The 26,735-nt window shown below is 67.0% G+C and carries 26 protein-coding genes and 1 pseudogene; 9 read left to right on the plus strand and 18 right to left on the minus strand.

Annotated features, from left to right (window positions below; translation table 11 throughout):
* The first annotated feature begins 256 nt into the window (after positions 1 to 256).
* Positions 257 to 1,744 carry a glycine betaine/L-proline transporter ProP gene (proP, locus tag AC5P9F_RS18075; protein WP_308678771.1) on the plus strand — a complete coding sequence of 496 codons (1,488 nt, stop codon included), beginning with the start codon at positions 257 to 259 and terminating at the stop codon, positions 1,742 to 1,744.
* Positions 1,745 to 1,828: 84 nt separating this feature from the next.
* On the opposite strand, the gene AC5P9F_RS18080 is transcribed toward proP, so the two are convergent.
* The 11 genes and pseudogenes from AC5P9F_RS18080 to AC5P9F_RS18130 form a co-directional block, all read right to left on the minus strand.
* The gene (locus tag AC5P9F_RS18080; RefSeq protein WP_005409856.1) at positions 1,829 to 2,443 is read right to left on the minus strand and encodes a hypothetical protein; all 615 of its coding nucleotides are present in this window, start codon (positions 2,441 to 2,443) and stop codon (positions 1,829 to 1,831) included.
* Between the two features lie 105 nt (positions 2,444 to 2,548).
* Positions 2,549 to 3,175 (minus strand): ATPase, encoded by a 627-nt coding sequence (locus AC5P9F_RS18085; protein WP_024956515.1) that lies wholly within the window; start codon positions 3,173 to 3,175, stop codon positions 2,549 to 2,551.
* Positions 3,176 to 3,178: 3 nt separating this feature from the next.
* Entirely contained in the window at positions 3,179 to 3,520 is a 342-nt protein-coding gene (locus tag AC5P9F_RS18090; protein WP_005413623.1) for a type II toxin-antitoxin system prevent-host-death family antitoxin, read from the minus strand.
* 70 nt (positions 3,521 to 3,590) lie between these two features.
* Positions 3,591 to 5,186, minus strand: a complete 1,596-nt coding sequence (locus AC5P9F_RS18095) for a sensor histidine kinase (RefSeq protein WP_308678772.1) — start codon at positions 5,184 to 5,186, stop codon at positions 3,591 to 3,593.
* A gap of 9 nt (positions 5,187 to 5,195) precedes the next feature.
* The gene (locus AC5P9F_RS18100; RefSeq protein WP_024956513.1) at positions 5,196 to 5,600 is read right to left on the minus strand and encodes a response regulator; all 405 of its coding nucleotides are present in this window, start codon (positions 5,598 to 5,600) and stop codon (positions 5,196 to 5,198) included.
* Between the two features lie 136 nt (positions 5,601 to 5,736).
* Complete coding sequence (locus AC5P9F_RS18105) at positions 5,737 to 7,191, minus strand: surface lipoprotein assembly modifier (protein ID WP_308678773.1); 1,455 nt, start codon at positions 7,189 to 7,191, stop codon at positions 5,737 to 5,739.
* A gap of 90 nt (positions 7,192 to 7,281) precedes the next feature.
* Positions 7,282 to 8,046, minus strand: coding sequence for a Slam-dependent surface lipoprotein (locus tag AC5P9F_RS18110; RefSeq protein WP_024956511.1), 765 nt, complete (start codon positions 8,044 to 8,046; stop codon positions 7,282 to 7,284).
* 53 nt (positions 8,047 to 8,099) lie between these two features.
* Positions 8,100 to 11,222: a TonB-dependent receptor gene (locus AC5P9F_RS18115; protein ID WP_065183961.1), complete on the minus strand. Its 3,123-nt coding sequence runs from the start codon at positions 11,220 to 11,222 to the stop codon at positions 8,100 to 8,102.
* 182 nt (positions 11,223 to 11,404) lie between these two features.
* Positions 11,405 to 12,360: pseudogene (locus AC5P9F_RS18120) on the minus strand (FecR family protein).
* Positions 12,361 to 12,442: 82 nt separating this feature from the next.
* Positions 12,443 to 12,946, minus strand: a complete 504-nt coding sequence (locus AC5P9F_RS18125) for an RNA polymerase sigma factor (protein ID WP_044570308.1) — start codon at positions 12,944 to 12,946, stop codon at positions 12,443 to 12,445.
* Positions 12,947 to 13,131: 185 nt separating this feature from the next.
* The gene (locus AC5P9F_RS18130; protein WP_329750843.1) at positions 13,132 to 14,058 is read right to left on the minus strand and encodes a LysR family transcriptional regulator; all 927 of its coding nucleotides are present in this window, start codon (positions 14,056 to 14,058) and stop codon (positions 13,132 to 13,134) included.
* 151 nt (positions 14,059 to 14,209) lie between these two features.
* Here AC5P9F_RS18130 and AC5P9F_RS18135 point away from each other — a divergent pair, with 151 nt between their 5' ends.
* The 4 genes from AC5P9F_RS18135 to AC5P9F_RS18150 all read left to right on the plus strand — a co-directional run bounded on the left by AC5P9F_RS18135 (position 14,210) and on the right by AC5P9F_RS18150 (position 17,007).
* On the plus strand, positions 14,210 to 15,076 hold the full coding sequence (locus tag AC5P9F_RS18135) for a pirin family protein (protein WP_005409867.1): 867 nt from the start codon (positions 14,210 to 14,212) through the stop codon (positions 15,074 to 15,076).
* Between the two features lie 72 nt (positions 15,077 to 15,148).
* Entirely contained in the window at positions 15,149 to 15,829 is a 681-nt protein-coding gene (locus AC5P9F_RS18140) for a hydrolase (protein WP_005409868.1), read from the plus strand.
* Between the two features lie 53 nt (positions 15,830 to 15,882).
* On the plus strand, positions 15,883 to 16,524 hold the full coding sequence (locus tag AC5P9F_RS18145) for a hydrolase (protein ID WP_065183962.1): 642 nt from the start codon (positions 15,883 to 15,885) through the stop codon (positions 16,522 to 16,524).
* 84 nt (positions 16,525 to 16,608) lie between these two features.
* Positions 16,609 to 17,007, plus strand: a complete 399-nt coding sequence (locus AC5P9F_RS18150; RefSeq protein WP_005413631.1) for an OsmC family protein — start codon at positions 16,609 to 16,611, stop codon at positions 17,005 to 17,007.
* Positions 17,008 to 17,049: 42 nt separating this feature from the next.
* Here the strand turns inward: AC5P9F_RS18150 and AC5P9F_RS18155 are convergent, their stop codons facing one another.
* From AC5P9F_RS18155 to AC5P9F_RS18180, 6 genes are all read right to left on the minus strand, one after another.
* A complete protein-coding gene (locus AC5P9F_RS18155) occupies positions 17,050 to 17,379 on the minus strand; it encodes a hypothetical protein (protein WP_005409871.1) in 330 nt (109 codons plus the stop codon).
* Between the two features lie 97 nt (positions 17,380 to 17,476).
* On the minus strand, positions 17,477 to 19,222 hold the full coding sequence (locus AC5P9F_RS18160; protein WP_062607220.1) for a putative porin: 1,746 nt from the start codon (positions 19,220 to 19,222) through the stop codon (positions 17,477 to 17,479).
* Between the two features lie 42 nt (positions 19,223 to 19,264).
* A complete protein-coding gene (locus tag AC5P9F_RS18165; protein WP_308678775.1) occupies positions 19,265 to 19,927 on the minus strand; it encodes a TonB family protein in 663 nt (220 codons plus the stop codon).
* Positions 19,928 to 19,966: 39 nt separating this feature from the next.
* The gene (locus AC5P9F_RS18170) at positions 19,967 to 20,380 is read right to left on the minus strand and encodes an ExbD/TolR family protein (protein ID WP_005409874.1); all 414 of its coding nucleotides are present in this window, start codon (positions 20,378 to 20,380) and stop codon (positions 19,967 to 19,969) included.
* Between the two features lie 10 nt (positions 20,381 to 20,390).
* Positions 20,391 to 22,175 carry a DUF2341 domain-containing protein gene (locus tag AC5P9F_RS18175; RefSeq protein ID WP_308678776.1) on the minus strand — a complete coding sequence of 595 codons (1,785 nt, stop codon included), beginning with the start codon at positions 22,173 to 22,175 and terminating at the stop codon, positions 20,391 to 20,393.
* Positions 22,176 to 22,213: 38 nt separating this feature from the next.
* Positions 22,214 to 23,830, minus strand: a complete 1,617-nt coding sequence (locus AC5P9F_RS18180) for a ShlB/FhaC/HecB family hemolysin secretion/activation protein (RefSeq protein WP_044570317.1) — start codon at positions 23,828 to 23,830, stop codon at positions 22,214 to 22,216.
* Positions 23,831 to 24,031: 201 nt separating this feature from the next.
* Here AC5P9F_RS18180 and AC5P9F_RS18185 point away from each other — a divergent pair, with 201 nt between their 5' ends.
* Positions 24,032 to 24,367 carry a hypothetical protein gene (locus AC5P9F_RS18185; protein WP_308678777.1) on the plus strand — a complete coding sequence of 112 codons (336 nt, stop codon included), beginning with the start codon at positions 24,032 to 24,034 and terminating at the stop codon, positions 24,365 to 24,367.
* A gap of 130 nt (positions 24,368 to 24,497) precedes the next feature.
* Here AC5P9F_RS18185 and AC5P9F_RS18190 read toward each other — a convergent pair whose 3' ends face one another.
* Complete coding sequence (locus AC5P9F_RS18190; RefSeq protein WP_108269890.1) at positions 24,498 to 24,947, minus strand: general secretion pathway protein; 450 nt, start codon at positions 24,945 to 24,947, stop codon at positions 24,498 to 24,500.
* Between the two features lie 115 nt (positions 24,948 to 25,062).
* Here AC5P9F_RS18190 and gspH point away from each other — a divergent pair, with 115 nt between their 5' ends.
* The 3 genes from gspH to AC5P9F_RS18205 are packed head-to-tail and all read left to right on the plus strand — an operon-like array spanning position 25,063 to position 26,479.
* Positions 25,063 to 25,509 (plus strand): type II secretion system minor pseudopilin GspH, encoded by a 447-nt coding sequence (gene gspH, locus AC5P9F_RS18195; protein ID WP_274849869.1) that lies wholly within the window; start codon positions 25,063 to 25,065, stop codon positions 25,507 to 25,509.
* Positions 25,510 to 25,517: 8 nt separating this feature from the next.
* Positions 25,518 to 25,868, plus strand: a complete 351-nt coding sequence (gspI, locus tag AC5P9F_RS18200; RefSeq protein ID WP_171974439.1) for a type II secretion system minor pseudopilin GspI — start codon at positions 25,518 to 25,520, stop codon at positions 25,866 to 25,868.
* A complete protein-coding gene (locus tag AC5P9F_RS18205; protein ID WP_495232013.1) occupies positions 25,865 to 26,479 on the plus strand; it encodes a prepilin-type N-terminal cleavage/methylation domain-containing protein in 615 nt (204 codons plus the stop codon). Before gspI ends, AC5P9F_RS18205 begins: the two co-directional genes overlap by 4 nt.
* Positions 26,480 to 26,735 lie beyond the last annotated feature (256 nt).

A 26,735-nucleotide genomic window follows, 5' to 3' on the forward strand; every position in this document is an offset into this window, starting at 1 on the left:
AAAGCACTGCCGACCGGCGCTCCGCTTGCCACGCATGTTCCTGCTCCGCCCATCCATCGCCTCGCGCTGGATCCTGGCGGATGACGCCCGCAGGCACTTCGCCTGCATCCCCCGCATCGCTGTGACTCCCGGCCGCTGACCGCGCGGCCGTCGTGATCCCGTTGCCGTGCTTCCGCCGAAACGGCGGTGCCACGCCGTGCGCGTGCATCCACGCATGCGGCCGTTTTCTCCATTTCAAACCTCCCAGGGAGCCCCCATGCAGGACACACCCGAGGCACATGCCCATTTCGGCTGGTTCAAGCGCCGCCGCCACCTGAAGGTCGATGAGATCACCGTCGTCGACACGCCCATGCTCAAGCGCGCCGTCGGTGCCGCCGCACTGGGCAATGCCATGGAGTGGTTCGACTTCGGTGTCTACGGCTACCTGGCCGTCACCATCGGCCAGGTGTTCTTCCCGTCCAGCAACCCCACCGCGCAGGTGATCGCTGCCTTCGCCACCTTTACCGTGGCGTTCCTGGTGCGTCCGCTCGGCGGCCTTGTGTTCGGCCCGCTCGGCGACCGTTATGGGCGCCAGAAAGTGCTGGCGTTCACCATGATCCTGATGGCGCTGGGCACGTTTGCGATCGGCCTGATTCCTTCCTACGAGCGCATCGGCATCTGGGCGCCGGTGCTGTTGCTGCTGGCGCGCGTGGTGCAGGGCTTCTCCACCGGTGGCGAGTACGGCGGTGCGGCCACCTTCATCGCCGAGTATTCCACCGACCGCAACCGTGGGTTGATGGGCAGCTGGCTGGAGTTCGGCACGCTGGGCGGCTACATCGCAGGCGCCGGTACCGTCACTGCGCTGCACATGCTGCTGAGCAGCGAGCAGATGCTGGACTGGGGCTGGCGCATTCCATTCCTGGTGGCCGGCCCGTTGGGCCTGCTCGGCCTGTACATGCGCATGAAGCTGGAGGAAACCCCGGCGTTCCGCGCGTTCGCCGAAGAAGCCGAGAAGCGCGAGCACGACCGGCCGGGGCTGGGCGCACTGTTCCAGGTGCATGGTCGCCAACTGCTGGTGTGCATGGGCCTGGTGCTGGTGTTCAACGTCACCGACTACATGCTGCTGACCTACATGCCCAGCTACCTCAGCGTCACCATGGGCTATGCCGAGAGCAAGGGCCTGCTGCTGATCATCATCGTGATGCTGGTGATGATGCCGCTGAACATCGTCGGCGGGTTGTTCAGTGACAGGCTGGGCCGCCGACCGATGATCATTGGTGCCTGCATCGCGCTGCTGGTGCTGGCGATTCCGTGCCTGCTGCTGGTCGGCAGCGGCGACGACGGGCTGATCTTCCTTGGCCTGATGCTGCTGGGCCTGGCACTGGTGTGCTTCACCAGTTCGATGCCGTCCACGCTGCCGGCGCTGTTCTATACGCCGGTGCGCTACAGCGCGCTGTCGATCGCATTCAACGTGTCGGTGTCGCTGTTCGGTGGCACCACGCCACTGGTGACCGCGTGGCTGGTGGAACGTACCGGCGACCCGCTGGTGCCGGCCTATTACCTGATGGGCGCGGCGGTGATCGGGCTGGTGACCATGCTGTTCGTGAAGGAGACCGCCGGCCTGCCGCTGCGTGGCTCACCGCCGGCAGTGGGCAGCGACAGGGAAGCCGCTGCGTTGTTGAAGAGCGATGTACCGGTAACGGTGGACCCGACCTTGCCACCACTGCCGGAGGCTGCGGAGCCTGAGCAGGTGAAGCCGGCCTGAGGCCGGCCGCAGAACGCGGTCCCCGCTTGGCGTGGACCTACGGGGCCAGTGGCGCCGGGCGAATACGCCCGGCACTCCCTGGCGCTATTTCCTGATGTGAGTCAGCTTCCCCGGCGTCCAACGCAGCGTCCATGTGTAGTTTCCGTCCGGCGGACAGACGTGGCGGTTCGGGCTCTTCCATTCGCAGACCGTCGCGCCGGCACTGACAGTGAAATCGACAACGATGCGATCACCCTGGATGCGGATGGCACGGATGGCGCCTGGAATCTGTTCAGCCGCGTCGTCAGCATAGCCATACCTGCGGATGGCGGCATAGTCCTCTGCTTCCACCGGCGACAGGCTGTTCGGGTTCTCCCGGCCGCGCGGATCGTTTGCCGTCAGCGCCGTCATCACCGCAACAACGTTGCTTTGGGCGAAGCTGCCGCCGGAATAGTCGGACGTGTAGAAATACACGACCTCGGCACGGCCATCACCATCGAGATCGGCAACAGCGGTCCAAACCGGGCGGAAGCCGGATTCAATGTCGCCGCCGGGAATCAGCCGCAGGTTGGCTTCGGCGGCGTGGAAGGCCTGCACCAGGCTGGGCGGCGATGGTCGCTTGGCTGCAGGCGACGCGGCCATCGTCGGCATGCAGGACAGCGCGAGCGCGGCAAGCACCAGGCAGATAGAACTGAAGCGGAACGTCGCAGGTCCGTGCATGTCATCCTCCTTGAGTGTGCGGTCAGTCTAACCGCAGCTCCGGTGGCAGTCGTACACGGCGCGGTTTCGCGCGATGTGTGAAAGGTATCCACATATGGCGTGGCTCTAATCCGAGGTGTTCAATTCCATCGCACGCATCACGATGGGCTTGGCCCAATCCGGCGTATGCAGCAGCTCGGCCACCGAGACCGGGTACTGCAGCTGGCCATGCGCCATTGCCAGCACCGGCAGCGGCTCGACGCAGCCGTCGGCGTCGGCGGGAGCGCTGTTGTCGTAGACATGCAGCTCGGCCAGGTGTGGCAGCAGGTCCAGCAGGTTCTCGCGCGCCGAATCGAAGCGGGCGTGGATCTTCTCCACCGGAATATCGTGGCCACCGGCCGCTACCCGCGCAGCGACGCGGGCGATGTGCAGCTCGACGCTGGCCAGGCCGCAGAACCATACCGCCACATGATGCTGCTCACAGGCCTCGCGCAGCAGACCTGGAATGGTGTTGCCGCCCAGCGTGGTCTCGAAGGCGAAGTCCGTGCCATCGGCCATGGCCTGGCGCAGGCGGCGGGTGCCTTCCTGCCAGGCCTCCGCATTGGCATCGGGCAGCGGCCAGCCGGCCTCCACCAGGCGCCGGGTGAACGAATCGGGGTTGAACCAGCCCAGCCCTTCGGCTTCCAGCCAGGTACCCAGCAGCGAACTCTTGCCGGCGCCATTGACGCCGGCAAGCACCAGGATCCGCCCCATCGGTCAGAGCGGGCGGCCGAGGGTGACCTTGCGACCGCGGCGGATCGGCTGGCCCAGCACCTTGCCCAGCCCCTCCCCGCGCTGCAGGCTGGCCAGGGTCTGGTCAAACTCACCGCGCAGGCGCAGCAGTTCTTCGCTGCGCTCACCGGCATCGCCGCCAGCGGCCTTGGCCAGCAGTTCCTGGTAGGTGCGGATGTCCACGATCACCGCTTCGGGGTGGTTGTGGTTGGTGATGACCAGCGCCTGCTTCTCGCGCACGGTGCGCATCAGGCTCGGCCAGCCACGGGTCTTCACCGACGACGCGGGGGCCTTTTCGAGGCCAGGCAGATCCAGCGGCAGGGTCATGGCACGGCTCCAGACGGGGACAGTTGAGGCCATTATGCCCAATTTGGCCCAATTGGGAATAAATGGACTTTTACCTGCCGGAACCGCCCGCCGCCGCGCCGGGAGCATCAGTCTGCAGCAGGCTGTCTCGCTCGCGCAGCGGAAAGCGGATCCAGGCGTCCAGGCCCTGCGGGCCAAAGCGCAGCTCGCCGCTGCCGGCGAGTTCGTAGGGCACGCGCTGCTCGATCAGCGCCCGGCCAAGGCCACGCTGCCGGGGCTGCTCCCAGTCCTCCACTACGGCATGGCGCTCACACCAGTGCAGACCCAGCCATGGCTGGCCGGCCTGAACCTGCAGATCCCAGGTCACCTCGATCCGGCCATCCTCATGGGTCAGTGCGCCATGCCGCAGGGCATTGCTCGCCAGCTCGTGGATCGCCAGGGACAGTACTTCGGCCGCCTTCGGCGGCAGCAGCACATCCTCGCCCTGCAGGCGGTAGGCCGCCGCTGCCGGCGTCTGCGCCGCGATCTCCTCATCGAGCATGCCACGCAGGCAGACCCCGGCATTGGCGCCGCGGGTCAGCAGGCTCTGCGTGCGCGCCAGCGACATCAGTCGCCCGCACAACCGTTCAGCGTATTCATCCACGCTGCTGACCGACTCGCGGGTCCGCCAGGCAATGGCATGGATGGTGGACATGATGTTGCGCACCCGGTGCTGCAGTTCGGCCAGCAATACAGACTGGCGCTCGGTGGCACGCTTGAGATCGTCGATGTCCACGGCGATGGCAAATACGCCGCTGACCTCACCGTCGCCATCGCGCAGGGGCGCGGCCGCGACCCGGGTCCAGCGCGCGCGTCCATCGTCATGCAGATACTGGAACTCCAGCCCCGGCACCACGGTCTCGCCGCGCATCGCACGGGCGATGGCGAAATCCTCCGGCCCGATGGCGCTGCCGTCCGCATGCCAGCCACGCCAGCGATGCAGGTTCACCTCATCCGTGGAGGGCACCTTGCCGCTGGGCAGGTAGGCACGCATCTGGTCGTTGGACAGCTGCAGGCGCCCTTCGGTGTCGACAATGCAGACGCCCACCGGCAGCACCTTGAAGGCCAATGCCAGGCGCCGGTCCGCCTCCCGCCGCTTCTGCTCTTCGCGCTCGCGTGCCGATTGGGCCACATGCGCCGCTGTGGTCTCGAACATGGTCACGAGCACGCCGTTGATGCGCCCTTCCTCGCCACGGATCGGGCTGTAGGTAATGGTGAACCAGACATCCTCCAACCGCCCGCGTCGCGCCAGGGGATAGAGTTTGTCCTCGTAGGTGATGGTTTCGCCCTGCCAGACGCGCTGGTAGATGGGCCCATTGATATGCCAGACCTCGGGCCAGCACTCGCGGGTCGGCTGGCCGAGCCCGCCGGGATGCTTGTCGGCCAGAATCTCGGCATAGCCATCGTTGTAGAGCTGCACCAGCTGCTCACCCCACAGCACGATCATCGGGAAACCATGGGCCAGCATCAGGTCGACGGTGGCGCGCAGGTGGGGCGGCCACTGCTCGCAGGCACCCAACGGCGTGGATGACCAGTCGTGGCGGGCGATGCGCGCGGCCATGCCATCGTGGCGCACATGCAGCTGCGGTGCAGGTGGCATCTGGCCACGCAGCTTGGCGGCGTGGATGTCTTCAGGACGGCGCGACATGCCGCGCAATCAGGCAATGCCCGCAGAGACCTGCGGCGCCGCCACCAGCGCGGCCAGCTGCTGCACCAGCGCTTCGATGTGATAAGGCTTGGTACAGCGCGGCGCGCTGGCAAAGCGGCTGGGCAGGTTGTCGTCGTAACCGGAGGTCAGCAGGAAGGGGATACCCGTCTCGGCCAGCCGATCGGCCAGCGGATAGACCTGCTCACCGCCCAGGTTGATGTCCAGCAATGCCACATCGATGGGATGGGTATCGACCAGCCGCCCCAGCGCCTGCAGGTCACCGGCAGGCCCCACCACCTGTGCGCCTTTCAGCTCCAGATAGTCGACCAGAAACATCGCGATGGCGAATTCATCCTCCGCCACCAGTACACGCAGCCCTTTCAGGCCCTCTGGTTTGTTGCCCGCTTCCAGCACGACCGGCGCTCCTCGATACACGCGGCCCAGCTCTGCCGCAACACCCGAAGGATGCGCGAAACGGGCTACAAGAGCGCGTGATGATGAATGAAGATCGCGGCCACGGCGCGTTCACCGTGGCAGCGCAGCGGCGCGTTCAGAAGGCCCGTTCCCATTTCAGGCTGAGCAGGCTGCGGTCGTGGCTGTACAGCCAGCCGACGTTGCTGTCGATGCGCGCGTAGCGCAGGCTCAGGCTGGGTACCAGCCCGGCCACCGCCAGGTGCTCGCTGCGCACGACAGCAATCAGGTTCTGTTCGCTGTCCTCACGCCGCGCCTCCAGCAGCGGGCTCCACGCATCGTAGTCGCGCTCGCGCAACGACACGAACACGGTGGCGGTGGTGCCCGTCCACTGGCGCGCCGCCCCCAGGCGCAGTCCACGCTGGCGGTAACCGTTGGCCGGATTGGCGGCGCGGCTGTCACTCAGGTCCAGCCCGGCAAAGAGGGTCCAGCGCGGGTTGAGCGCACGGAACCAGGTGGCATACACCGCGGCCAGCTCACCGTCGTAATTGGCGGCCAGGCCGCGCTGGCGATAGCGCTGGCGCTTCCAGTCGGCCTCCAGCCTGAGCAGGCTGCGCGCATCCAATGCATATTGCCATTCGCCATGCAGCCCGCTGCCGCCCTGCAGGGCCCGGTTGCCCAGGCTCTGGTAGTCATAGCTCGGCGCGATCTGCAGGGTATGCCGAGCGCTGCGCCAGCTATAGCCCGCCTGCACGCTCGCATTGAGCTCGTTGTAGGCGCTATGCCCGCGCCATGCCTGGCCGAACGCAAGCCCGCGCACATAGACGCCGTGATGACCGGCCAGTGCCCAGCGACGCTCCAGGTTGCCGTCGTAGTCCAGGCCCATGGCGCGCTGGGCATCGGGAAGATTGCGCTGGATGATGCAGGTGTCGCCCACCCCGAACAGGCAGGTGCGGCTGGCCGAGCTGCGGTTGATGTTGTCGCTCCATGCCGGGCCGGCTGCCAGCGCTCCTTTCCAACGCCTGCGCGCCTGCAGTGCGGCCAGGTAGGCGTCCACCCGTCCGCGTACACCTGCGGTAGTGGGGTCGTCGGCATTGATGCCACCGGCGATGGCCGTGAACAACGCCTCCGCATCGCGGTCGCGCTGGTCCTCGGCATGGACACGTGCAAGCTCAAGGCGGGCCGGCAGGAAATCCGGCTGCGCCGCCAGCAGTGCTTCGTACTCGTTGGCCGCGCGGCGGTGATTGCCGGCCACCCGCGCCAGGCCGCCCTGCGCGTAGTGGCGCAGCAGCGGGTCGTGGCCGGGCAGTTCGATGTATTCGTCCAGGAAGCGCTGCGCTGCGCCCCATTGCTGATGCTGCAGCGACAGGTACAGCGCCTGGCCCAGATCGTCGACCGTGCGCTCCACGCGCAGGGTCTGACCGTCGATGGTGATGGTCGGTCGCGCCGACTCGGCCTGCTGCAGGCGCTGCTGGTCCTGCTGCTGGTGGCGCAGCTCGCTGCCCTGCTCCAGCACACGACGAAGATCATCCTGCTGGGCGCGCACATCGGTAGCCGCCAGCAACAGGATCACAAGGAAGATGGGATGGCGCATGGTCAATCCGTGGTGATGCATGCAGCGGGCCGAAGCAGGGACTGGCAGATCGCGGCTTGTCCCTGCCCTGCCCCGTCAGGGGCGTGGCAATCAGTTCTTGCTGCCGCCGAAGGCGGTGTCGTACTGGCTGTTGCCGGCGAAGGTGGCGATGCCGGCCAGGGTGGCGGCGTTGGCGCCGAAGAACTGGCCCTGGGTGGTGCCGTTGACGCTGCCATTGACGTTGGCCGAACCGGCGAACGATGCATCGGCACTGTTGATGTTGGCAACGATGGCCAGGGTCAGGCCATTGCCGGACAGCGCACCATCCAGGGTGCCGGCGCCGAAGTCGGCGTCGAAGGTGCCGCTCAGCAGGTTGCTGCCGTTGAACTTGTTCAGGCCGGCCACGGTGTAGGACGCCACGCCGGCGGGCAGCGTGGTGCCGGCGCGGTCGCCAACGAAGTAGACCTGGCGGTTGTTGAAGCCACCGGCGGCGCCATCCTTGGACCATTCGCCAAACCAGACATCACCACTGCCGACCTTGACGAAGTTGAAGTGGCCCATGCCGGCGTGGCTGCCCGGTGCGCCGGTGATCGGCATGGCCAGGGTACGTACCGTCACGCCATTGACGGTGGTGGGTGCCGAGTAGGCGCTCAGGCCCTGGAAGTCCACCGGCTTGGCCTGGGACACGGTACCGACACCGATGCCGGCCTTGCCAGCGCGGTGCGGGCCGCCATTGACCTGCGATTCGCCAACCGCCACGTACAGCTCGGCATCGGTCCTGGCACTGGCGGCACCGACGATATCGGCAGCATGCGCGGCACCGACCAGAGCCAGCGAGGCGGCAACGGCGAGCACCGAACGGGAGATCATTTTCATGGTATTGCTCCTTGGTTGAGGGAACTACGGGTACAACGCTTGAAGGTGGGAGATCAGAAGCGCGCGGTGACGCCGAGCTTCAGGGTGCGACCCGGGGCTGGCAGCGTGGACCGCGTGGCTGGATCGACGTAGTAGCGGTTGCCGAGGTTGCTGCCGACCAGTTCGACGTTGGCATGCTCGTTGAAGCGCCAGCGCGCATAGGCATCGACAGTGGTGATGTTTCCCCAGGTGAACGGCACGTTCTGCCAGAGCAGGCCGCTGCCCCCGCTCAGCAGGCGATCACGGTAGGCCTGCAGGTCAGGGTTCTCGTGCCGCTGGTAGTGCACGATGCGGCTGCCCAGCTCCAGGCGCTCATCGAACAGGCGGGTGCCCAGCGACCCGTTGATCGACAGCTTGGGGATGGCCTGGGTCAGCAGGTAGCCACCGACGAAACCATCCTGCACGCAGTTCGGAACCAGGCCGCGGTTCGCGTCCAGGAGCACCGCCGTGCTCTCGTCACACACCTCGTTTTCCAGCGTGCGGGTGATGCCCAGATCGGTGAAGAAGCGCCGATTGTCGAAGCGGGCCTGCAGTTCGATACCACGGATGGTCTGCTTGTCGATGTTGTCGAACAGGAAGTTGCCATCGCGTTCGATCACGTCACGGGTCTTGTGCACGTAGTACGCCAGCTTGACGTCGGCATCGGCGGTGTTGCCGAACAGGGCCGACAGGTTGTGCACGTAGCCCACCTCGTAGTTGTAGGCGTGCTCGGGCTTGAGCGCATGCAGCGGATTGAGGCTGCCGGAGAAGGCGATGGTGCTTTCGAACATGCTCGGGAAGCGCACCGCTTCGCTGTAACGCACGTAGGCACGGGCGGCCGGGGACAGGTGTGCAGTGGCCGAGAAGGTCGGCAGCCAGGCATGGTCGCGGCGGCGGCTGTTGCGTCCATCGACCGGCTGCGACTGTACGCTGTTGCCGATGTTGCAGACCTGGTCGCTGCCGGCGAACACCGGCTGCACGCCGGGAATGGCCGCCACTTCGCCATTGAGGCAGGGATTGCCGGCGCGGGTGTAGTTGCCATCGGCATCGGGCAGCCAGGGCCGCGTGTACCGGACCGGACGCGGCGTCTCGTACGGTGCCAGCAACGCACGGATGCTGTCGTCGATGAACCAGCCCATGCCGCGCTTTTCCCATACTGCGCGGCGTGCTTCCAACGCGTCGATGCGGGCCTGCAGATTGGCGGGACGGGGCGGCAATTCGTTCACGGTGTACTGCGCTTCCTTGCCACCTACGCCCTTGGTGAGCAGCTCGGGGTGCGCCTCGAGGAAATCGTCGAAGGCCCAGTAGCGGCTGTAGCGCACGCCTGCATTGAGGGTGAGGAATTCGACCGGCCGCCACTCCAGGGTCAGGTAGCCTTCACCCTCCTGGCGGCGCCCGGCACGCGGGAACATGCGCCAGCCATCGGTGGTGCCGAAGTACGGATCGCGGGACCCCAGCTTCTCGTACTGCCAGTTGCCGCCCACGGTCAGGTCCAAGGTCGAATGCAGCGCGAAGCGGTTGCTCAGGATCAGGCCGGTGCGGTCATTGCGCGCGTTGGCCAGCGCGGTATTGCGCAGGATCGGGCTGGCGTCCGGATTCCATGCCGGATTACCCACTGCGAAGTTCGGGAAGCCGCCAGCGCTGTAGGTATCGCTTTCCGTTTCCGTGCGCCACAGGTTGGCGTACAGGTCCAGCCAACGACTGCCGGCGGGCTGGAAACGGTATTCCAGGTTCCACGCATCCGAATCGACCCGGCTGAGCGGCCACTGGATGCGGCCGTAGTCGGGGGCCGACAGGATGCGAGACGGCATGATCTCGCCGTAGTGCGACAGCGTGCGCCGCCAGGTCGCCTTCAACTGCTGGTCATCGTTGATCTGCCAGCTGCCTTTGACCAGCCAGGACTCCTGTTCGCTGGAGGTATTGGGCACTTCATCGCCGGGCTTGAAGTAGCGCGCCAGCGTGGTGATGTAGTCGATGCCCTGGTACTCGAACTGCTCGCGCTGGTCCTGTTCGTAGTAGGCGCTGCCCTGGGTCCCGGAGAAGTAGTTGCCGCGCTTGCGCCAGGCGTAGGCGGCCATCAGGTCGACGTTGTCGCCACGCACGCCCAGCGCCAGGCGCCAGGCCTGGTCCTCGCCATCGAAGGGATTGTTGCCACTGCGCGACTTCACCGGCACCACCAGGGTGCGGTCGTCGTAGGGTGAGTTCGGCGAGCCCTGCGGGAAACCCGGCACGGTGCGGTAGTCCTCGCCGGTGTGCAGCCGCGGCAGGCGCGGTGCCACCGCATTGCTGCTGCCTTCGATCTTCAGCTCCCCGCCGAAGCGCTCGCCGGCAGCGACGACGTCATCGACGTCGATGGTCTTGATCACCAGCGCGCCACCGATCCCGCTGTGCACATCGCGCACCAGCCCTGGCCCCTTGATGACCTGGATGCCACCAATCAGGTTGGGATCGATGTAGTTGCGATTGCTGACGCCGTTGTAGCCACGCCAGACCGTGAGCGCCTGTTCGCCGCCGTCGATGCTGACCGGCACCCGCCCGGGCCCCTGGATGCCACGGATGTTGACGTCCAGCGCGCCGCTGTTGCGCGCATCGCCACTGAACACGCCGACCAGATCCTTGACCACGTCGGCCGGATTGGAGCCTCGGTAACGCTCCACCCGGTCGCGCCCCGAATACGCCGTGGTCAGGTCCAGCGCGAACACATCGTCGTAGCCACGCCGATCGCGGGCCTCCCCCCCTTCCGACTGAAGGCGACCGGCCACGTCCAGTGTTTCGGTCACCCGCACCCCTTCGCCCTCACCCGCCTCCGCTGCGGCCCGCAGGCTCCAGGTACCGTCCATGCCGCGCTGTGCACGCACGCCGCTGCCGCGCAACAGCTGCTGCAGCGCCTGCATCTGGCTGTACTCACCCTTCACTGCGCTGGAGCGGCGGCCTTCCACCAGGTCGCTGCGGAACACCACCTGCACATCGGCCTGGCGGCCAAAGGCGCGTACGGCATCAGCCAGCGGCTGCTCCGGAATGGTGTACTGCCGCACCGGCGCGACGATCGCCGGCTGCGCCTGCACGGCCGGCACCCAGGCCAGCGGCAGCAATGCGGTGGAAACAGCCAGGGCCAGAGCGGTGGCGCGACGATGACAGGCGGCTGCCGTGGACGGCATGGACGGGAACTCCTCAAGCGTGGCGGAACCACGGGCACATCCGGTGCCGGTGGCATGTCTGGCTTGAGGAGAAACGGTGTTTCGCTCTGGCTATACCTCTATAGACAGCGGGGCACTGCAGTTGCCCACGGTTCTTTCATGTTTTTTTCATGCGACCCGTTCATCCGGGTGCTGCGCGGGCCTCACCACAGCACCAGCGCGCCGCCGGGCAAGCGCTGCACGCGCAGTCCTGCCTGCGAGGCCACCGCGTCGATGGCCGTCTCCGGTTGCTGCAGGTGGAACAGGCCACTGACCCGTACGCTTGCGCCCTGCCCGCCCAGTACCCAGACCGGGGCACGGCGGTAGCGCGCCAGATCGGCGATGGCCTGCGCGGCGGGCTGATCGTCGATCACTACCTCGCCACGCCGCCACGGCGCCATGGTCTCGGCATCTTCCAGCTGCATTGGCTGCAGCCAGCGACCGTCACGGAACACGCGTGACTGCCCCGCATGCAGGCGCTGTACGCTCCATCGCCCGGACGCACGTCGATCACACCCTCGCTGACCTCGGTGGTGACCGTGGTATCCAGCATCGACACACTGAAGGCGGTACCGATGTCACGGACCAGGCCGCCCGCCGCCTCGACCTGGAACGGTCGCGCCTCATGGGCCACCTGGAACCAGGCTTGGCCGCGCAGCAGGCGCAGGTGCCGCTGCTGGCCATCGAACGCAACCGCCAGTGCGGTGCCCGCATCGAGCACGGCGGTGCTGCCGTCCTCCAATTGCACCACGCGCGGTGCATCGCTGCTGCGCAGGTCACTGCGTGCCAGCAGCAGCGCGTGTGGCGCAGCGGCAACCATCAGCACCACCCCCGCGGCACTGGCCAGCAGCCAGGGCAGGCGGCGGCGCGGTGCGATCGGGCGCAACCCCTGCCGATCTGCGGTCAGCCCGGGCAGCGCGGCCAGCACGTCGGGCCCGGCGGCATCCAACCCTTGCCAGAAGGCCTGCTGCTGGCGCCAGGCCAGCGCATGGCGCGGATCGGCCTGCAGCCAGCGCTGCAGGGCTCGTTGCTGGCGTTCCGGCAGCGGGCCTGCACTGCACTGGATCACCCAGCGCAACGCCTGCCTGGCCTGACGCGGCGAGGGTTCGGACGTGGTCATGGTTGTGGCCTGCCGCACCACGAACGGGTGCGCCTTCCTGTTGTGACAACGGCGGGCGCGATCTGCCCACGGCAATCGCCGCTCATCGATGCAGTCCCTGCTGGTGCTGCTGGATCAACAGCGCCGCGCGCAGCACGTGCTTGCCGACCAGGCTCTTGGAGATACCCAGCCGGGCGGCGATTTCGCGCTCGCTCAGGCCCAGGTAGCGGTTGAGCACGAAGCACTCACGCACCTGCGCCGGCAGCGCGAGGATGGTCCGGGTGATCTCGCGCAGTTGTGCCTGGTCCAGCGCCTGCGCCTCGCCGTCGTGGCCCGCCTCGGCCATGTCGAGGGCGTACTCGGCCATGGCACGCCGCTCGCGGGCGTCGGACTGGCTGCGGTTGAGCGCGTGATGGTAGGCCATCCGGTACAGATAGCCGCGCGGCTCCAGGATGGGCGGATCGCCGGGCACGCTGCTGGCCTTCAGGTACAGGTTCTGCAGGGTGTCCTCGGTACTGGCCGGGTCGAGATAGCGCGCGATGAAGCGAGACAACGCACGGCGCTCGCGGATCAGCAGCTCGACCAGCGCCAGGGCATTGGGAGACATAGGTGCCAAGGCCGGACCGGGGAATGATGGGCGTGATGGCGACGGTCCGGACGTGGATTGTGGGCTGCACGGCCGCAGGCGGCAAGCGAAGGCCCGTCGCGCGGCACCAGGATCATCCACGCATGGCGTGGATCTACCAGGCGGTGGCGGATCCAGTAGATCCACGCCATGCGTGGATGGAAGAGCTAGGGTTCCTCCAGCGCCTCGAAGCGTTCGGCGAGGTAATCGATCAGTGCACGCACCGCCGGCAACAGGCCGCGTCGCGACGGGAACACCGCGTGCACGATGCCGTGCTTGGGCACCCACTCCGGCAGCACCGGCACCAGCGCGCCACTGGCCAGTTCGTCACTGATCATCATCCGCGGCAGCATCAGCAACCCCACCCCGGCCACCGCAGCGGTGCGCAACGCGATCATGTCATCGCTGACCAGCCGCGGGCGATGATGCACGCTGGCCAGCACGTCGCCCGGCCCGGTGTATTCCCATACATGCTGCTGGCTGGGCGATGCCAGATCGACGGTCGGCATCATCGCCAGGTCGGCCGGCACCTGCGGCGTGCCCAGCCGCTGCAGCAGCGCCGGACTGGCACTGGTACACCAGACCCGACGCGCCAGCACGCGTACCACCAGGTCGCTGTCCTCCAGTGGCGGCGGCCGCACGCGGATCGCCACGTCCACACCCTCGCCCACCACGTCGACGCGCCGGTTGGTGGCGTCCAGCTGCACCGTCACCTGCGGGTGCTGGGCCAGGAAGTCGGCCAGCATCGTGCCGATGCGCGCATGCAGGATCGCGATCGGGCACGCCAGACGGATCGTGCCGCGCGGCTCGGCGCGCGACATCGCAATCGCTTCTTCGGCCGCTTCGGCTTCGACCAGCATCGCCTTGCAGTGGCGGTAGTAGTTCTGGCCAACCTCGGTGACCGAGAAACGCCGGGTCGAGCGCTGGATCAGGCGCACGCCCAACCGTTCCTCCAGCAGCGCGATGCGCCGGCTCAGTTTCGACTTCGGCATGGCCAGCGCCCGGCCGGCCTGCGAGAAGCCGCCGTGCTCGACCACCATGGCGAAGTAGAACAGGTCGTTGAGGTCGCAACGGCGGATATCAGCGATGAACACGGGGCGATCTCCTGTGGCGCAAGGCGCGCACCCATTGTTCACCAGATAGGACTATGACGGCAAATATTAGCGTCTACCGGCCCAATTGTCGCGGCGATATCGTCTCCTGCAACGAAGAACAGCGGCCGGCAGCCCCGGCCAGGAGATCGCCATGAAGCGTGTCACCGGTACCTACAGCGCCCCGCGCCCGCACTGGGTGGGCGACGGATTCCCCGCCCGCTCGATGTTTTCCTACAACACCCACGGCCAGCACCTGAGCCCGTTCCTGCTGCTGGACTACGCCGGCCCTTATACCTTCGCCCCCAGCGATACCCCGCGCGGGGTCGGCCAGCATCCGCATCGCGGTTTCGAGACCGTCACCATCGTCTATGAGGGCGAGGTCGCCCACCGCGATTCAACCGGCGCCGGCGGCACCATCGGCCCGGGTGACGTGCAGTGGATGACCGCGGCCTCCGGCATCCTCCACGAGGAGTTCCACACACCGGAGTTCAGCAAGCGCGGCGGCACGCTGGACATGGTCCAGCTGTGGGTGAACCTGCCGGCGCAGGACAAGATGGGTGCACCGGGCTACCAGACCCTGCTCGACGCACAGATCCCCTCGGTTGAACTGCCTGAAGGCGCCGGCCGGGTGCGTGTCATCGCCGGTCGCTTCGACGGTCATGCCGGCCCGGCCCGCACCCACACGCCGATGGATGTCTGGGACATCCGCCTGCGGCAGGGCCACCACGCCGAACTGCCGGTGGCCGATGGCCGCACGCTGGCGCTGGTGGTGCTGAAGGGCACGGTGCGGATCAACGGCGGCCAGCCGGTCGGCGAGGCACAGCTGGTCACCTTCGACCGCAGCGGCGAGGACGTGTTCGTCGACGCCGACAGCGACGCCACCGTGCTGCTGCTCAGCGGTGAACCGATCGACGAGCCGGTGGTGGGCTATGGCCCGTTCGTGATGAACAGCCAAGCCGAGATCGCGCAGGCGGTCAACGACTTCAACAGCGGCCGCTTCGGCCAGATCGCGCACTGATCGTTTCAATGCGGCGGGCATTGGCCCGCCGCACCTTCCGGGCCATCGCCCACCTTCTCCAGGAGACTGACCATGAGTACCCCCGCCAACTTCAACGGTGCCCGCCCGGTGATCGATCCGGACAACGCCGCGATGCTGCTGATCGACCATCAGAGCGGCCTGTTCCAGACCATCGGTGACATGCCGTTCACCAGCGTGCGCGCCCACGCCACCGCGCTGGCGAAGATGGCCACGCTGGCAAAGATGCCAGTGATCACCACCGCCTCTGTTCCGCAGGGCCCGAACGGCCCGCTGATCCCGGAGATCCACGACGCGGCCCCGCATGCCCAGTACGTGGCACGCAAGGGTGAGATCAACGCCTGGGACAACCCGGAATTCGTTGCCGCGGTGAAGGCCACCGGCCGCAAGCAGCTGATCATTGCCGGCACCATCACCAGCGTGTGCATGGCCTTCCCGTCGATCGCCGCCGTTGCCGATGGCTACCAGGTGTTCGCAGTCATCGACGCGTCCGGCACCTACTCGAAGATGGCCGAGGAGATCACCCTGGCCCGCGTGGTGCAGGCAGGCGTGGTGCCGATGGACACCGCCGCGGTGGCCTCGGAGATCCAGCGCACCTGGAACCGCGACGATGCCCAGCAGTGGGCCGAGGTCTACACGAAGATCTTCCCGAACTACCAGCTGCTGATCGAAAGCTACCTGAAGGCGCAGGACGTGCAGAAGAACCACGAACAGCTGGATTCGCAGCGCAGCTGAGTGGCCTTCGTGCCGGCCAGTCGCCGGCTCCCCCCCTGAACAGGAGACCCACCATGTCCAGTGAACCGATCCGCGACCCGGTCAGCGATCATCTGCTGACCCCGCAGAATTCCGCCTTCATCATCATCGACTACCAGCCGGTGCAGGTGAACTCCATCGCCTCGATGGACCGCCAGCTGCTGGTCAACAACATCGTCGGCACCGCGAAAGCCGCCGTCGCCTATGGTTTGCCGATCGTGCATTCGACGGTGAACGTCAAGACCGGCCTGAACAAGCCGCCGATTCCGCAGCTGCGCAAGGTACTGGGTGACTACCCCACCTACGACCGCACCACCATCAACTCCTGGGAGGACGTCGAGTTCCGCAAGGCGGTGGAAGCCACCGGCCGCCGCAAGCTGATCATGACCGCGCTGTGGACCGAGGCGTGCCTGACTTTCCCGGCCCTGGATGCGTTGAAGGAAGGCTATGAGGTGTATGTGGTGGTCGACGCCGTCGGCGGCACCTCGCTGGTCGCGCACGATGCGGCGCTGCGCCGCATCGAACAGGGTGGTGGCCAGCTGATCAGCGTGCCGCAGCTGTTCTGCGAGCTGCAGCGCGACTGGGCCCGTTCGGAAACGGTGCCGGCCTTCATGAACCTCTTCATTGAAACCGGTGGTACGGCAGGCATCCAGTTCTCGTACGATCGTACCGAGTGATTGGGTGGCGGCGCCGGTCCCGGCTAGCGCCGCCTTTTGGAGCAGTCGAGCATGGCTCGACGCCACAGACAGATGGAGAACGTGATGGCCTACGCACGCATTGTTTCAACCGCCGACAACTACCTGCACCACATCAGCAATGGCACATTCGCTGTGGATGCGGACGAGCCCGCCTCACTGGGCGGCCAGGGCAAGGGCTTCGCACCGTTCGACCTGTACCTGGCCTCGCTGGCGGCGTGCACCGCCATCACCCTGCGCATGTACGCGCAGCGCAAGGGCTGGGAACTGGGCGAGTTCCATGCCGAGCTGCGTTCGGAACGTGACGCGGATGGTCGCTTCCATGTGCACCGCGTGCTGCATGCCAGCGCCGAGCTGAGCGATGCGCAGTGGCAGCGGTTGCTGGAGGTGGTGGAAAAGACCCCGGTGACCCTGGTGATGCGCGAGGGTGCGCGCATCACCAGTGAGCGTGGGGCTGCAGCGTAACCCCATCCACGCATGGCGTGGATCTACTGTAGAGGCGAAAGCTCAGCGCCGTGAATGCAGCACGGTGCGCTGGCGCATCGCGTTGAATTCCTGCTCCACCTGCTGGATGTCTTCGGCCTGGAAACCGGCCGCATCCAGCAGCTGGTCGGCGGCAGCGGCGGCCAGCGGATCATCGTCACGCTGGCGCCAGCAGCGCGCCGGCAGGAAATAGCCCACCTCGCTGCGCCCGCGCATGATCACCACCGGCCGGCCTGCATACAGCAGGAACTCGGCCAGGTGCTGGCGCAGGCCCTCGACGGAAACATAGGCCGGCCCAACACCCAGCATCTGGCTGGACGGTTCGGGACTCTCGAACAGCTTGCGACGGCTCATCCACTCCTCCTTTTGAACAACGCGTGGTCTCCTTTCCTTAGACGGGCGCATCGCTGCGCCCCCGCCACGCACTACGTGATCCGCATCACGCCGCCACTCAGAAGCCGGTGTTGAACTCCAGCTGGAACACGTCGATCGACAGCGGCGCACCGGACACTTCCTTGGCCGCCATCCACTTGCCGCTGATCCAGCTGCGCGCGTCCAGCGCGTAGGCACCGCCCACGTAGTAGCCGCGGGCGTTGGTACCGCCCAGGTGGAAGTTCGGATCGTTGTAGGCGTCCGGCAGCGCATCGGCCTCGATGTGCTTGTAGCCCAGCAGCGCCTGCCACTGACCCTTCTCCTTCAGCTCGGTGGCTCCGAAGGTGGCCTGCACCATCCAGGCGGTGTCGCCGCTGCGGAAGGTGTCGATGCTGGCGGTACCGCCGGCGCCGTAGTTGTTGACGATGCCGTTCTGGGCGCGGCTGAACATGGCCTGCTTGTCGTAGGCCAGGTTGCGGATGTAATCGCCGTCCAGGCGCAGACCGACGCCCTGTGCCAGCTGCGTGTCCCAACGCAGGTTCAAGGTAGCCAGGCGGAAGGCCGAGGCCAGGCCGACGTACTGCGGGGTCGGCGTGTTGGCCGGGTCCAGCGGATTGCGCGCGATGTCGCGGATCAGCATCAGGGTGTTGCCCTTCTGCATGAACGCCGGGCGCGACCAGTCGGTGTCACAGCCCACCGCACCCGCGTACAGGGCGCACGGTGAGGACAGGCGGCCGCTGATGTTCTTGAAGTCGTAGTAGCCCAATGCAGCGCGCAACGTATTCTCGTCATTGAAGCGCCAGTTCACACCTACCTGGGCACCGGACAGCCACTTGTTCTCGTTCGGAGTCTTGACCTTGCTCTGGCTCGGCGAGCTGTCGGAGGTGTACTCCAGCGGCACCACCGCGAGGTTGCCGAACAGGTCGAGGTCGCCATCGTCGAAGTCATACTTCAGGTTCGCGGCCAGGCCATCGAAGTTGAGGTCGTTGGAGAACAGCGTGTCGCTGGTCCAGAACGGATTGCCGAAGCGGCCGCCGCGCACCGTCACCCAGTCAGCCGGGCTGTAGGCCAGCCAGGCCTGGTCCAGCCACACGTCCTTCTTGCTCAGGCCGCCACCCAGCTGCTCGGTGGTCGACACCGGGCCATTGCTGCTGCCGCTGGCCAGGCGCACGCCGGCCGTGGTGTGCTGGCCAATGGTTGCCTCGATGCCCAGGCGGGCGCGGATGCGCCACAGGTTGCGGCGGTCCTGGCGGGTGTTCAGCAGTGGCGGCAGCTGCAGGTTGGTGTTGGTGTTGGTGTCGAAGCCGTTGCCGGAATTGATCGACGACCAGTTGCTCACGATGTCGCTGTTGCGTTCGGAGAAGAAGCGCGACTCGCTGCGCACGCGCATGTCACCGGTGACCTTGATTCGCTTGGTCCATTCGGCCACTTCGTTCGGTGCCGCCCAGCCTTCCGACCTGGCCTGCGCCATCACGTCCTGGCGCACTTCGTCACGAATGCCGTCGCGCACGCTCTGCGGCACGTAGGGCACGCGCACGTCGCCAGCCTCCAGGGCCACGCCACCGCTGGCGGCCGAAGGTGCGGTGGCTGCACCGCGCTGGGCGGCCGCTGCTTCAGCCTCGGCCTGCACCAGCAATGCCTGGCCGTCTTCGGGCTTCAGCGCGCCGCTGGCGATCAGGCCCTTGATCAGCTTGACCATGGTCGTTTCGGCGGCCATCGCACCGGCCGGGGCGGCCAGGCTGAGCAGCACGGCGCAGCACAGCAGCGCCCGTCGGGCCGGCCGCGGGCGGCGGGAGTCGGTTCGTGCGCGGACGTGGTCGTTCATCACGGTTCTCATCGAAAGAAGGGAAATCACGGAGGTCGGGAATCAGGCCCCGGGCCGGCGGCCCTGGATCAGCACGCGGGCGGGGAAATCAAGCGACGCTGGGGGTGCCTGGTCGACCTTGCCGATGCGACGCAGTGCATCGAGCACGGCCGCGTCGGCCTCCTCGTTGCCACTGCCACGCACCAGTTCGACCTTTTCCAGGCGGCCGTCGTTGGCCAGCCACACATTCACCTGCAGCTGGAACGCCAGGCGCTTGACCTTGTCGTCGCGCGAGATCGCCTGCTGCATCAGGTAGCCCAGGTAGCGGCCGTAGGTAGCGTTGCCGGCGCCACCACGGCCAACGCCGGACGAACCGCCGCCACTGCCGGACTGGATACCGAAGTTGTCACCACCGGCCTGCGCATCGGCATCCATCGTTACCGGGTCGGCATTGTCCGGAGTCGGGGTCGGCTCTTCGGCCGGCGTCGGCTGATCCAGCGGCTCCGGCTCGGGAATGGTCTCTTCCGGCGGCGTTTCGGGTTCCGGCGGCTTTTCCGGTGGCGGCGGCGGCGGAGGGGGCGGCGGCAGCGCCAGCATCGGCGGCTGCACCACCGGCCGACGGGTACTGGCAGTGTCCCTGAACAGCATCCACCACACGGCGATGCCGAGCACCAGCAACGCGGCCAGCACCAGCGCGACGGTCACCAGCAACTGGCGGCCGCGCATGCCGGGCTCCGGCCGAGGGGGTTGATGGGCCGTCATGCCTCAGCCCTGCGCCTTGCCGGTGACCAGGCCGACCTGGGCCAGCTCCAGCCGCCGCAGCAGGTCCAGCACCTCGACCACGCGGGCGTACTGCACCTGCGCATCACCGCGCACGATCACCGGGAAATCCGGCGTGGTCGCGCGCTCGGTGCGCAGCCGGTCTTCCAGTTCGGCCATCGTCACCGGGTAGGCATCCAGGAACACCTGTCCACTGGGGTCGATGGTGATCGCCTTGGTCTTCGGCTTCTCCAGCGCGACGCTGTTGCTGGCCTTTGGCAGGTTGACCTCGATGCCGGGGATGGAGGCGTTGCTGGTCAGGATGAAGATCACCAGCACCACCAGCAGCACGTCGACGAAGGGCGTCACGTTGATACCCTTCTCGCGCTTCTTGATGCCGAACTTCGCCTTCTGGCCCATGGTGCGCCCCTCAGCCCTGGACCGCGGCCGGGCCGCGCCCGTCCTGCTCTTCGGCCAGGCGTGCGGCGAACTCGTCGATGAACACCGCCATGTCCGCGCCGATCGCTTCGGCACGCGCGCCCAGGTAGTTGTAGCCGAACAGCGCCGGGATCGCGACGCCGAGGCCGGCAGCGGTACACAGCAGCGCCGCCGCCATGCCGGGCGCCACCGAATTGATGTCCACCGCGCCAGCCATTGCCGCCACCACGAACACCAGCATGATGCCGATCACGGTACCGAACAGGCCCACGTACGGCGCGCCTTCGATGGTGGTCGACAGCCAGTTCATGCGCCGGGCCATCGCTTCCTGCTCGCGCACCATCACCGCATCCATCGAGGCGCGGATCGCCGCAATGGTGGCACCACTGAGATAGCCACTATTGCCGTCGCGTTGGTGACGCTGCTGCATTTCATCGATGGCCACCTGGTAGATGCGCCACAGCGAACCGTCGTGCATCGCGGTGGGTGCCTTGCCCTGGCGATCCATGTCGGACAGGGTGCGCAGCGGCACACCGGACAGCTTGCCGAAGCTCTCGGTGAACACCGCGTTGGCCTTGCTGGTGCGGCCGAAGTGGCGGCTCTTGGCAATCATGATCGCCCACGACAGCAGCATCATCAGGCCGAGGATGGCCACCACCACCCACGCGTCGAACGGCATCGCCTTGAGGATGAAGGCGAAGTGGCTCTGCCCGGCGGACTGCTCGTCGGCGCCGTAGCTGATCAGGCGCGAGTCGGCGCCCTGCGCGGTGGCATCGGCCAGCAGCAGCGCGGCCGGTCGTGCCACGCGCGAAATACGCAACTCATCCAGCGCGCCTTCGAAGCTGGCCAGCGGCTGCACCGCGCCCGGCGCATCGGCGCCCACCACCGGCGCGGTGGTCAGCGCCGGCAGCTCGCCGCTCAGCTGGGCGACCACGCGGCCATTGAGGTACAACTGCAGTGCACCCTTCTCTGCGGTCAGCGCCACATGCGCCCACTGCCCTTCCGGAATCGGCTGCGCCAGCGTGCTGCGCTGGCCATTGAGCTGCACGAACGGCACCCGGTTTTCGATACCCAGCACCAGTTCGGACGCACCGTCGCGACGCGCGTAGATCGCCTGTGCAGCGTTGTTGCTGCCTGGCTTGATCCAGGCCGAAACAGTGAGCGGCGCGCCCGCCTCCTGCGCAAGCGATGCGCTGGCCGGCAGCGGCAGCGGGGCTGCACCCAACTGAACGCCGCGGCCGATCACCGAGCCTTCCGATGGCGGCACCACGGCACCGGCATTGTTGCCATAAGCGGTGGTGTCGCGTGCCGGCGCATTGGCCTCGGCGAAGTGGTAGACCAGCGTATAGTCCGGATCGAACACCTGCTGGCCGTTGCCGCTGGCGGGGGCCTTTTCATTGCCGTAGTACATCCAGATCCTCTGCGGTGCCGCAGCGCTGACCGCCGGCACGTCCACCCAGACCAGGGCCAGGCCCAGCTTGGGATCGAACTGTTCGATCTGGTGGGCCAGCACGGTGCGGCCATCACCCGAGACGAAGCGCAGGTCGTTGCCCGCATCCTGGGTGCCGTCGAAGCCGAAGTTGCCGGTGTGCAGGCGCAGCAGCAGCGGCGTGCGACCCGGATCACCGGCCAGGCCCGCGCCCTGCGGGCCGGCGTCGACAGTGATCGGCTTGCGGTACTTCCATTCGGCCTGCCACCAATTGGCATCGGCCGCAGCGGCCGGCAGCGCAACCAGCGCGGCCAGCAGCAACAACACTCGGGAAAGCAAACGGTCCATGCGAAGGGTCTCCGGAGAACGCATGTTCAAGGGAAGGGTCAGTAACTGGTGCTGATGTTGAAATGCAGGCGTGGGTCGTCCTTGCGCGTGACCGGGCCATCGGCGTAGGGCCAGGCGTAGTCCAGGCGCAGTTGCAGGTGTTCACCCAGGCGCAGCTGCGCGCCCAGGCCGACCGAGGCCAGGTTGTACTTGTCGCGCTGTTCGGGCAGCGGCTGGCGCAGGCGCAGGTAGGCCGCGTCGGCAAAGCTGTAGACACGCAGGTCGGTGCCGCTCCACAGCGACCACGCAGGCGTGCGCCATTCCAGGCTGGCCAGGCCGCCGTAATCGCCGATCGCCTCGGCCGACAGATAGCCGCGCACGGTGTACATGCCACCGGCGGCGAACTGCTCGGCCGACACCAGCGGCGCATCGGTCACCTGCAACGAGCCGCGTGCATACCACTGCCAGTCGCTGCTGAACGTGTGCGTGTTGGCGACGTCCGCCTTGAACGCGACGAAACTGGGGTCTGCCCAGTAGCGCTTCTGCCCGAACCCGATGGCATCACTGCCATAGCCGAACAGACGACGGGTACCGGCCACCAGCTGCGTGTTGATACTCAACTGATCCTTCTCGCCCTGGCGCACACCGACAAACCCCAGGGTGATCGGCGCGTACTTCAGCGGCGTCTTCAGGCTCTCCTTGCCCATCTGCGTGTCTTCCTCGGTGTCCTTGAAGTCCACGCCGAGGCTGAGCTGGCGCCACCACTGGCTGCTGCCGGCCAGTCGATAGTTGAGCTTGAGACCGATCGAATGGCCGTTGCCGATCACATTGGTTCCGGTGCCGGTACCGACCTGTCCGCCCGCGTTCAGCACGCGGCTGTCGGACTTGTAGCCGGAGGCTTCCAGGCTCCACGGCGTGCCTTCGAACGGCATCGTGTACGAGGCCGAGAACACCTTGGCCTGCTTTGCATCTTCCGGCGCCAGGTACACGCCGATGTTGGCGCTGTGCCCCCGCTTCCACAGGTTGTCGTAGGCCAGCGACGCGCTCAGGCGCAGCTTCTCGGTGTCTGCGCTGTGGTCGTTGTTGAGTGACGCGCTGGCACGCCACGGCGACTTCTCTTCGACCTGCAGGTCCACATCCATCGTGCCCGGCACCTGGCCCTCGCGCACCAGCGGCATCACCTGGCGGCGGCCACCTTCGTTCAGCGCGGTCAGTTCCTTCTGCGCCTGGTCGAAGTCCGGCACCTTGCCTTCCGCCAGTGCCGGCACGCGTTCGCGGATGCGCTCGGGCGATTCGTGCTTCGTTCCCACGACCCGCAGCTGGCCAATCGGTGTCTGCTGTACCTTCAGCAGCACCACGCCGCCGCTGACCTGCTGCTCGGGCAGCTCCACGTAGACCGACTGGTAGCCCGCCTGCTGGTACAGCGCATTGACCGCATCGCGTGCCTTCTCGACATCGGCCAGGGTCTTTCCCGGTCCGAGGAAGGGCTCGACCGCGCGTTCGATCTGGCGCGGATCGAGCACGGTGTTGCCGCGCACGATGTACTCATTGATGTTCACGCTGGGCGCGGGCGCCGCCTCCTGCGCGAACAGCGGCAGCGGCAGCGCCGCCAGGGCCAGCACCAGCGGATGCAGGCGCAGCGGGAGGCGGACGGCTCGGCACGGAACAGGAGTCATCGAAGGCATCGCGTCGTATCGAAGGAAAGGGCCATGGAGCGGCGCGCGGGTCTACCAACAGGACGTGTACGTCGCGTCAAAACCGCCAACAGTTTTGTGACAGCACTGTCATCTTTTGACGGCACCGCAACGCACGCAGGCGGACCCTGCCATCTCCACACGTCTTCATTGCAGAACGTCGATTGCTGCGGAAGATTCGAGATGCGTGAATCACTGATGGTGGAACTGCGCGCTGCCCTCATCCTTGCGTTGCTGCTGGTGCTGGCCCCGGTGCGCGCCGACGAGACGAAGAAGCAGGAAGACGCCGCGCCCTGCATCGAAGTACAGGTCAATGGCGAGCGCATTCCGGCCTGGGACTGCCTGCAACGCAAGTTGGCGCCGGCATCGAAAGCGGCGAAGTCACCGGCACTGCCGGAGGCCGAACGGCTGATGCGGCAGCCGGGCAACCAGCTGATGCAGTACAACCTGGAAGGCACGCGACAGCGCATGGGCGATGCCTTTGGTCGTTCGGTGGTACCGCAGCGTCCGGCGCGATGAGCCTGCGCGGCCGTAGGGCCGAGCCCACGCTTGGCAGGATTTGAAGGGTCGAGCTATCGCTCGGCAGGATTCTGTAGAGTCGAGCCAGGCTCGACTGTTCTTCCAGACGCAGCCGAGCGTAGGCTCGGCACTACGGTGCCGCGGGCACGATGCCATCGCTCGGCACCGGCGGCAGCTCAGGCACCGGCAGGCTGCGCGATTGCCCGGCCTGGTTCAATTCGACCGCGCTGGCACTGATGCTGGCCAGCACCGTGCAGGGTCCGAGTCGTTGGCCGGGCGCATACGCTTCCGCTGGGCGTCCATCCACCGAAAGCAGCGCCAGTGGCGCGTGGTCGCCGGCCATCACGCCCAGCACGACCACCTCGGTCTGCACCGCACCGGGGGACAGCAACCGCACCAGCGGCAGGCTGGCCACTGCATCGAACAGGGGGCGTGCAGGGGCCTCTGCGTGCGTTTCGCTGGCCGCCGCCGTCGGCGCCACCGCAGACAGTGTCACGCCCCAATAGGCCACCACCGCCAGCAGCAGCGTCGCCGCCAGCAGGGTCAGTATGCGATTGCGATCCCAGCGCCTGCCATCCATGTTCCGCACCATCGCCACGTTCGTGTCCGCCTACGCTAGCAGCTGTGGCTGACGCTTTTGTTTCATCATGCGGGCCTACGCTGGCAGGCATCGACCTGGACAGGAGGCAACGTCGATGCAGCACGTGCCGCGTGGCTTTACCCTGCTGGAACTGATGGTGGTGCTGGTGATCATCGGCATCTGCACGGCGGGCATCGGCCTTGGCCTGGGCAGCCTGCTCGACCCCGCGCGCCAGCTGCGGCAGGAAGCTGAACGGCTGGCGCAGCGCCTGCAGGTGGCGCGCGACCAGGCGCGCATCGATGGCCGCCCCCTGCGCTGGCAGGCCGACGCCGCCGGCTACCGCTTCAGCCGCCGCGAAGGCACCCGCTGGGTTGACGTGCAGCGCGATGACCTTCTGCGTCCGCAGCAATGGCAACCGGCGGGCATCGCGGTGCAACCGACCACGCCGATTGAACTGAGCCCGGAGTGGATCGGCATGGCGTGGGAGCTGAGGTTGTCGTTGCAGGGCCGCCAGCTGCGTCTTCGTGATGATGGCAGCGGACAGTTGCAGGTCGTGCAGTGAAGCGGAACATGCGCGGGTTCACCCTGATCGAAGTGCTGATCGCATTGGCGATCGTTTCGATTGCGCTGGCGGCGGTGATGCGTTCGGTGGCGGTGGCGACCGATGATCAATCGCGCCTGCGCGACCGTCGGCTGGCACTGATGTGTGCGCAGGACCGCTGGCAGGAGCTGCGCCTGGCCGGGCAGCCGCCGCAGGATGCACGGCAGCGCTGCGTGCAGGGGCGCAGCAGTTTCCTGGTGCTGCAGCATATCGGCACAGGGAGTGACGGACAGCCGCAACTGGAACTCAGCGTGGTGGCCGAAGATGCACCGCGGCAATCGCTGGCGCGGATGCAGCTGCCGTGGACGGCGGCGCAATGAAGCGTACCGCAGCAGGTTTCACACTGATCGAGGTGATGATCGCGATCACCATCATGGGCGTGCTGGCACTGATCTGCTGGCGTGCGCTGGACAGCGTGGCCAGCAGCGACCAACGCCTGCGCCGGGCCGATGCCGAGACCACGACGGCGCTGCGCGTGCTGCAGCAGTTCCAGCGCGACATCGAGATGCGTGCCGACGACGCGCTGATGAACGGCGCAGTGCGCCCGGCGGATCAGCCTCAGCGCCTGCTACCCCCTTCACTGGTGAGCGAACGGCATCCGGATGGAATCTTCGCGCTGGAGATCACCCGCAGCTTGGGCAGCGACGGGTTGCGCTGGCAACGTGTTCGCTGGTGGCGACAGGGAAGCACGCTGTGGCGGGCCAGTGGCGCTGCGACGGATCGCTACCCCTTGCCCGCACCGGATCCGTCAAAGGGGATCGCGGTGGCGCAGGATGTGCAGCGATTCGAGGTACGCGCCTGGCAGCCGGGCGCCGGGTGGGCGATGTTGCCCAGCGACGGTGAAGTGCTACCGGCCACCGGACTCGAGCTGCGGTTGGGACTGCGCGATGGGCGTGGGCCGTTGAGTTACCGGCGCGTGCTGGAGCTTTAGGATTCCTCCCGGGCAAAGCATCCACGCATGGCGTGGATCTACTGCCGAGTGGCTTCTACTGCCGGGCCTGCCCTGGTGGGTGGCGACCGTCGGTCGGCACTGAAGCTGGCCCAGCCATCCACGCATGGCGTGGATCTTATCTCTTGCCAATCTGGCACCTTGGGTGCCGAGAGCCCGGCGTGGGCGACCGTGTGGATCCAGGTCTTGCGACCGAGAAGTAGCTTGGGTCCCCACGCCGGATTCTCCCTGAACCGCC

The organism is Stenotrophomonas sp. YJH_SMC_4 (genome assembly GCF_059371575.1).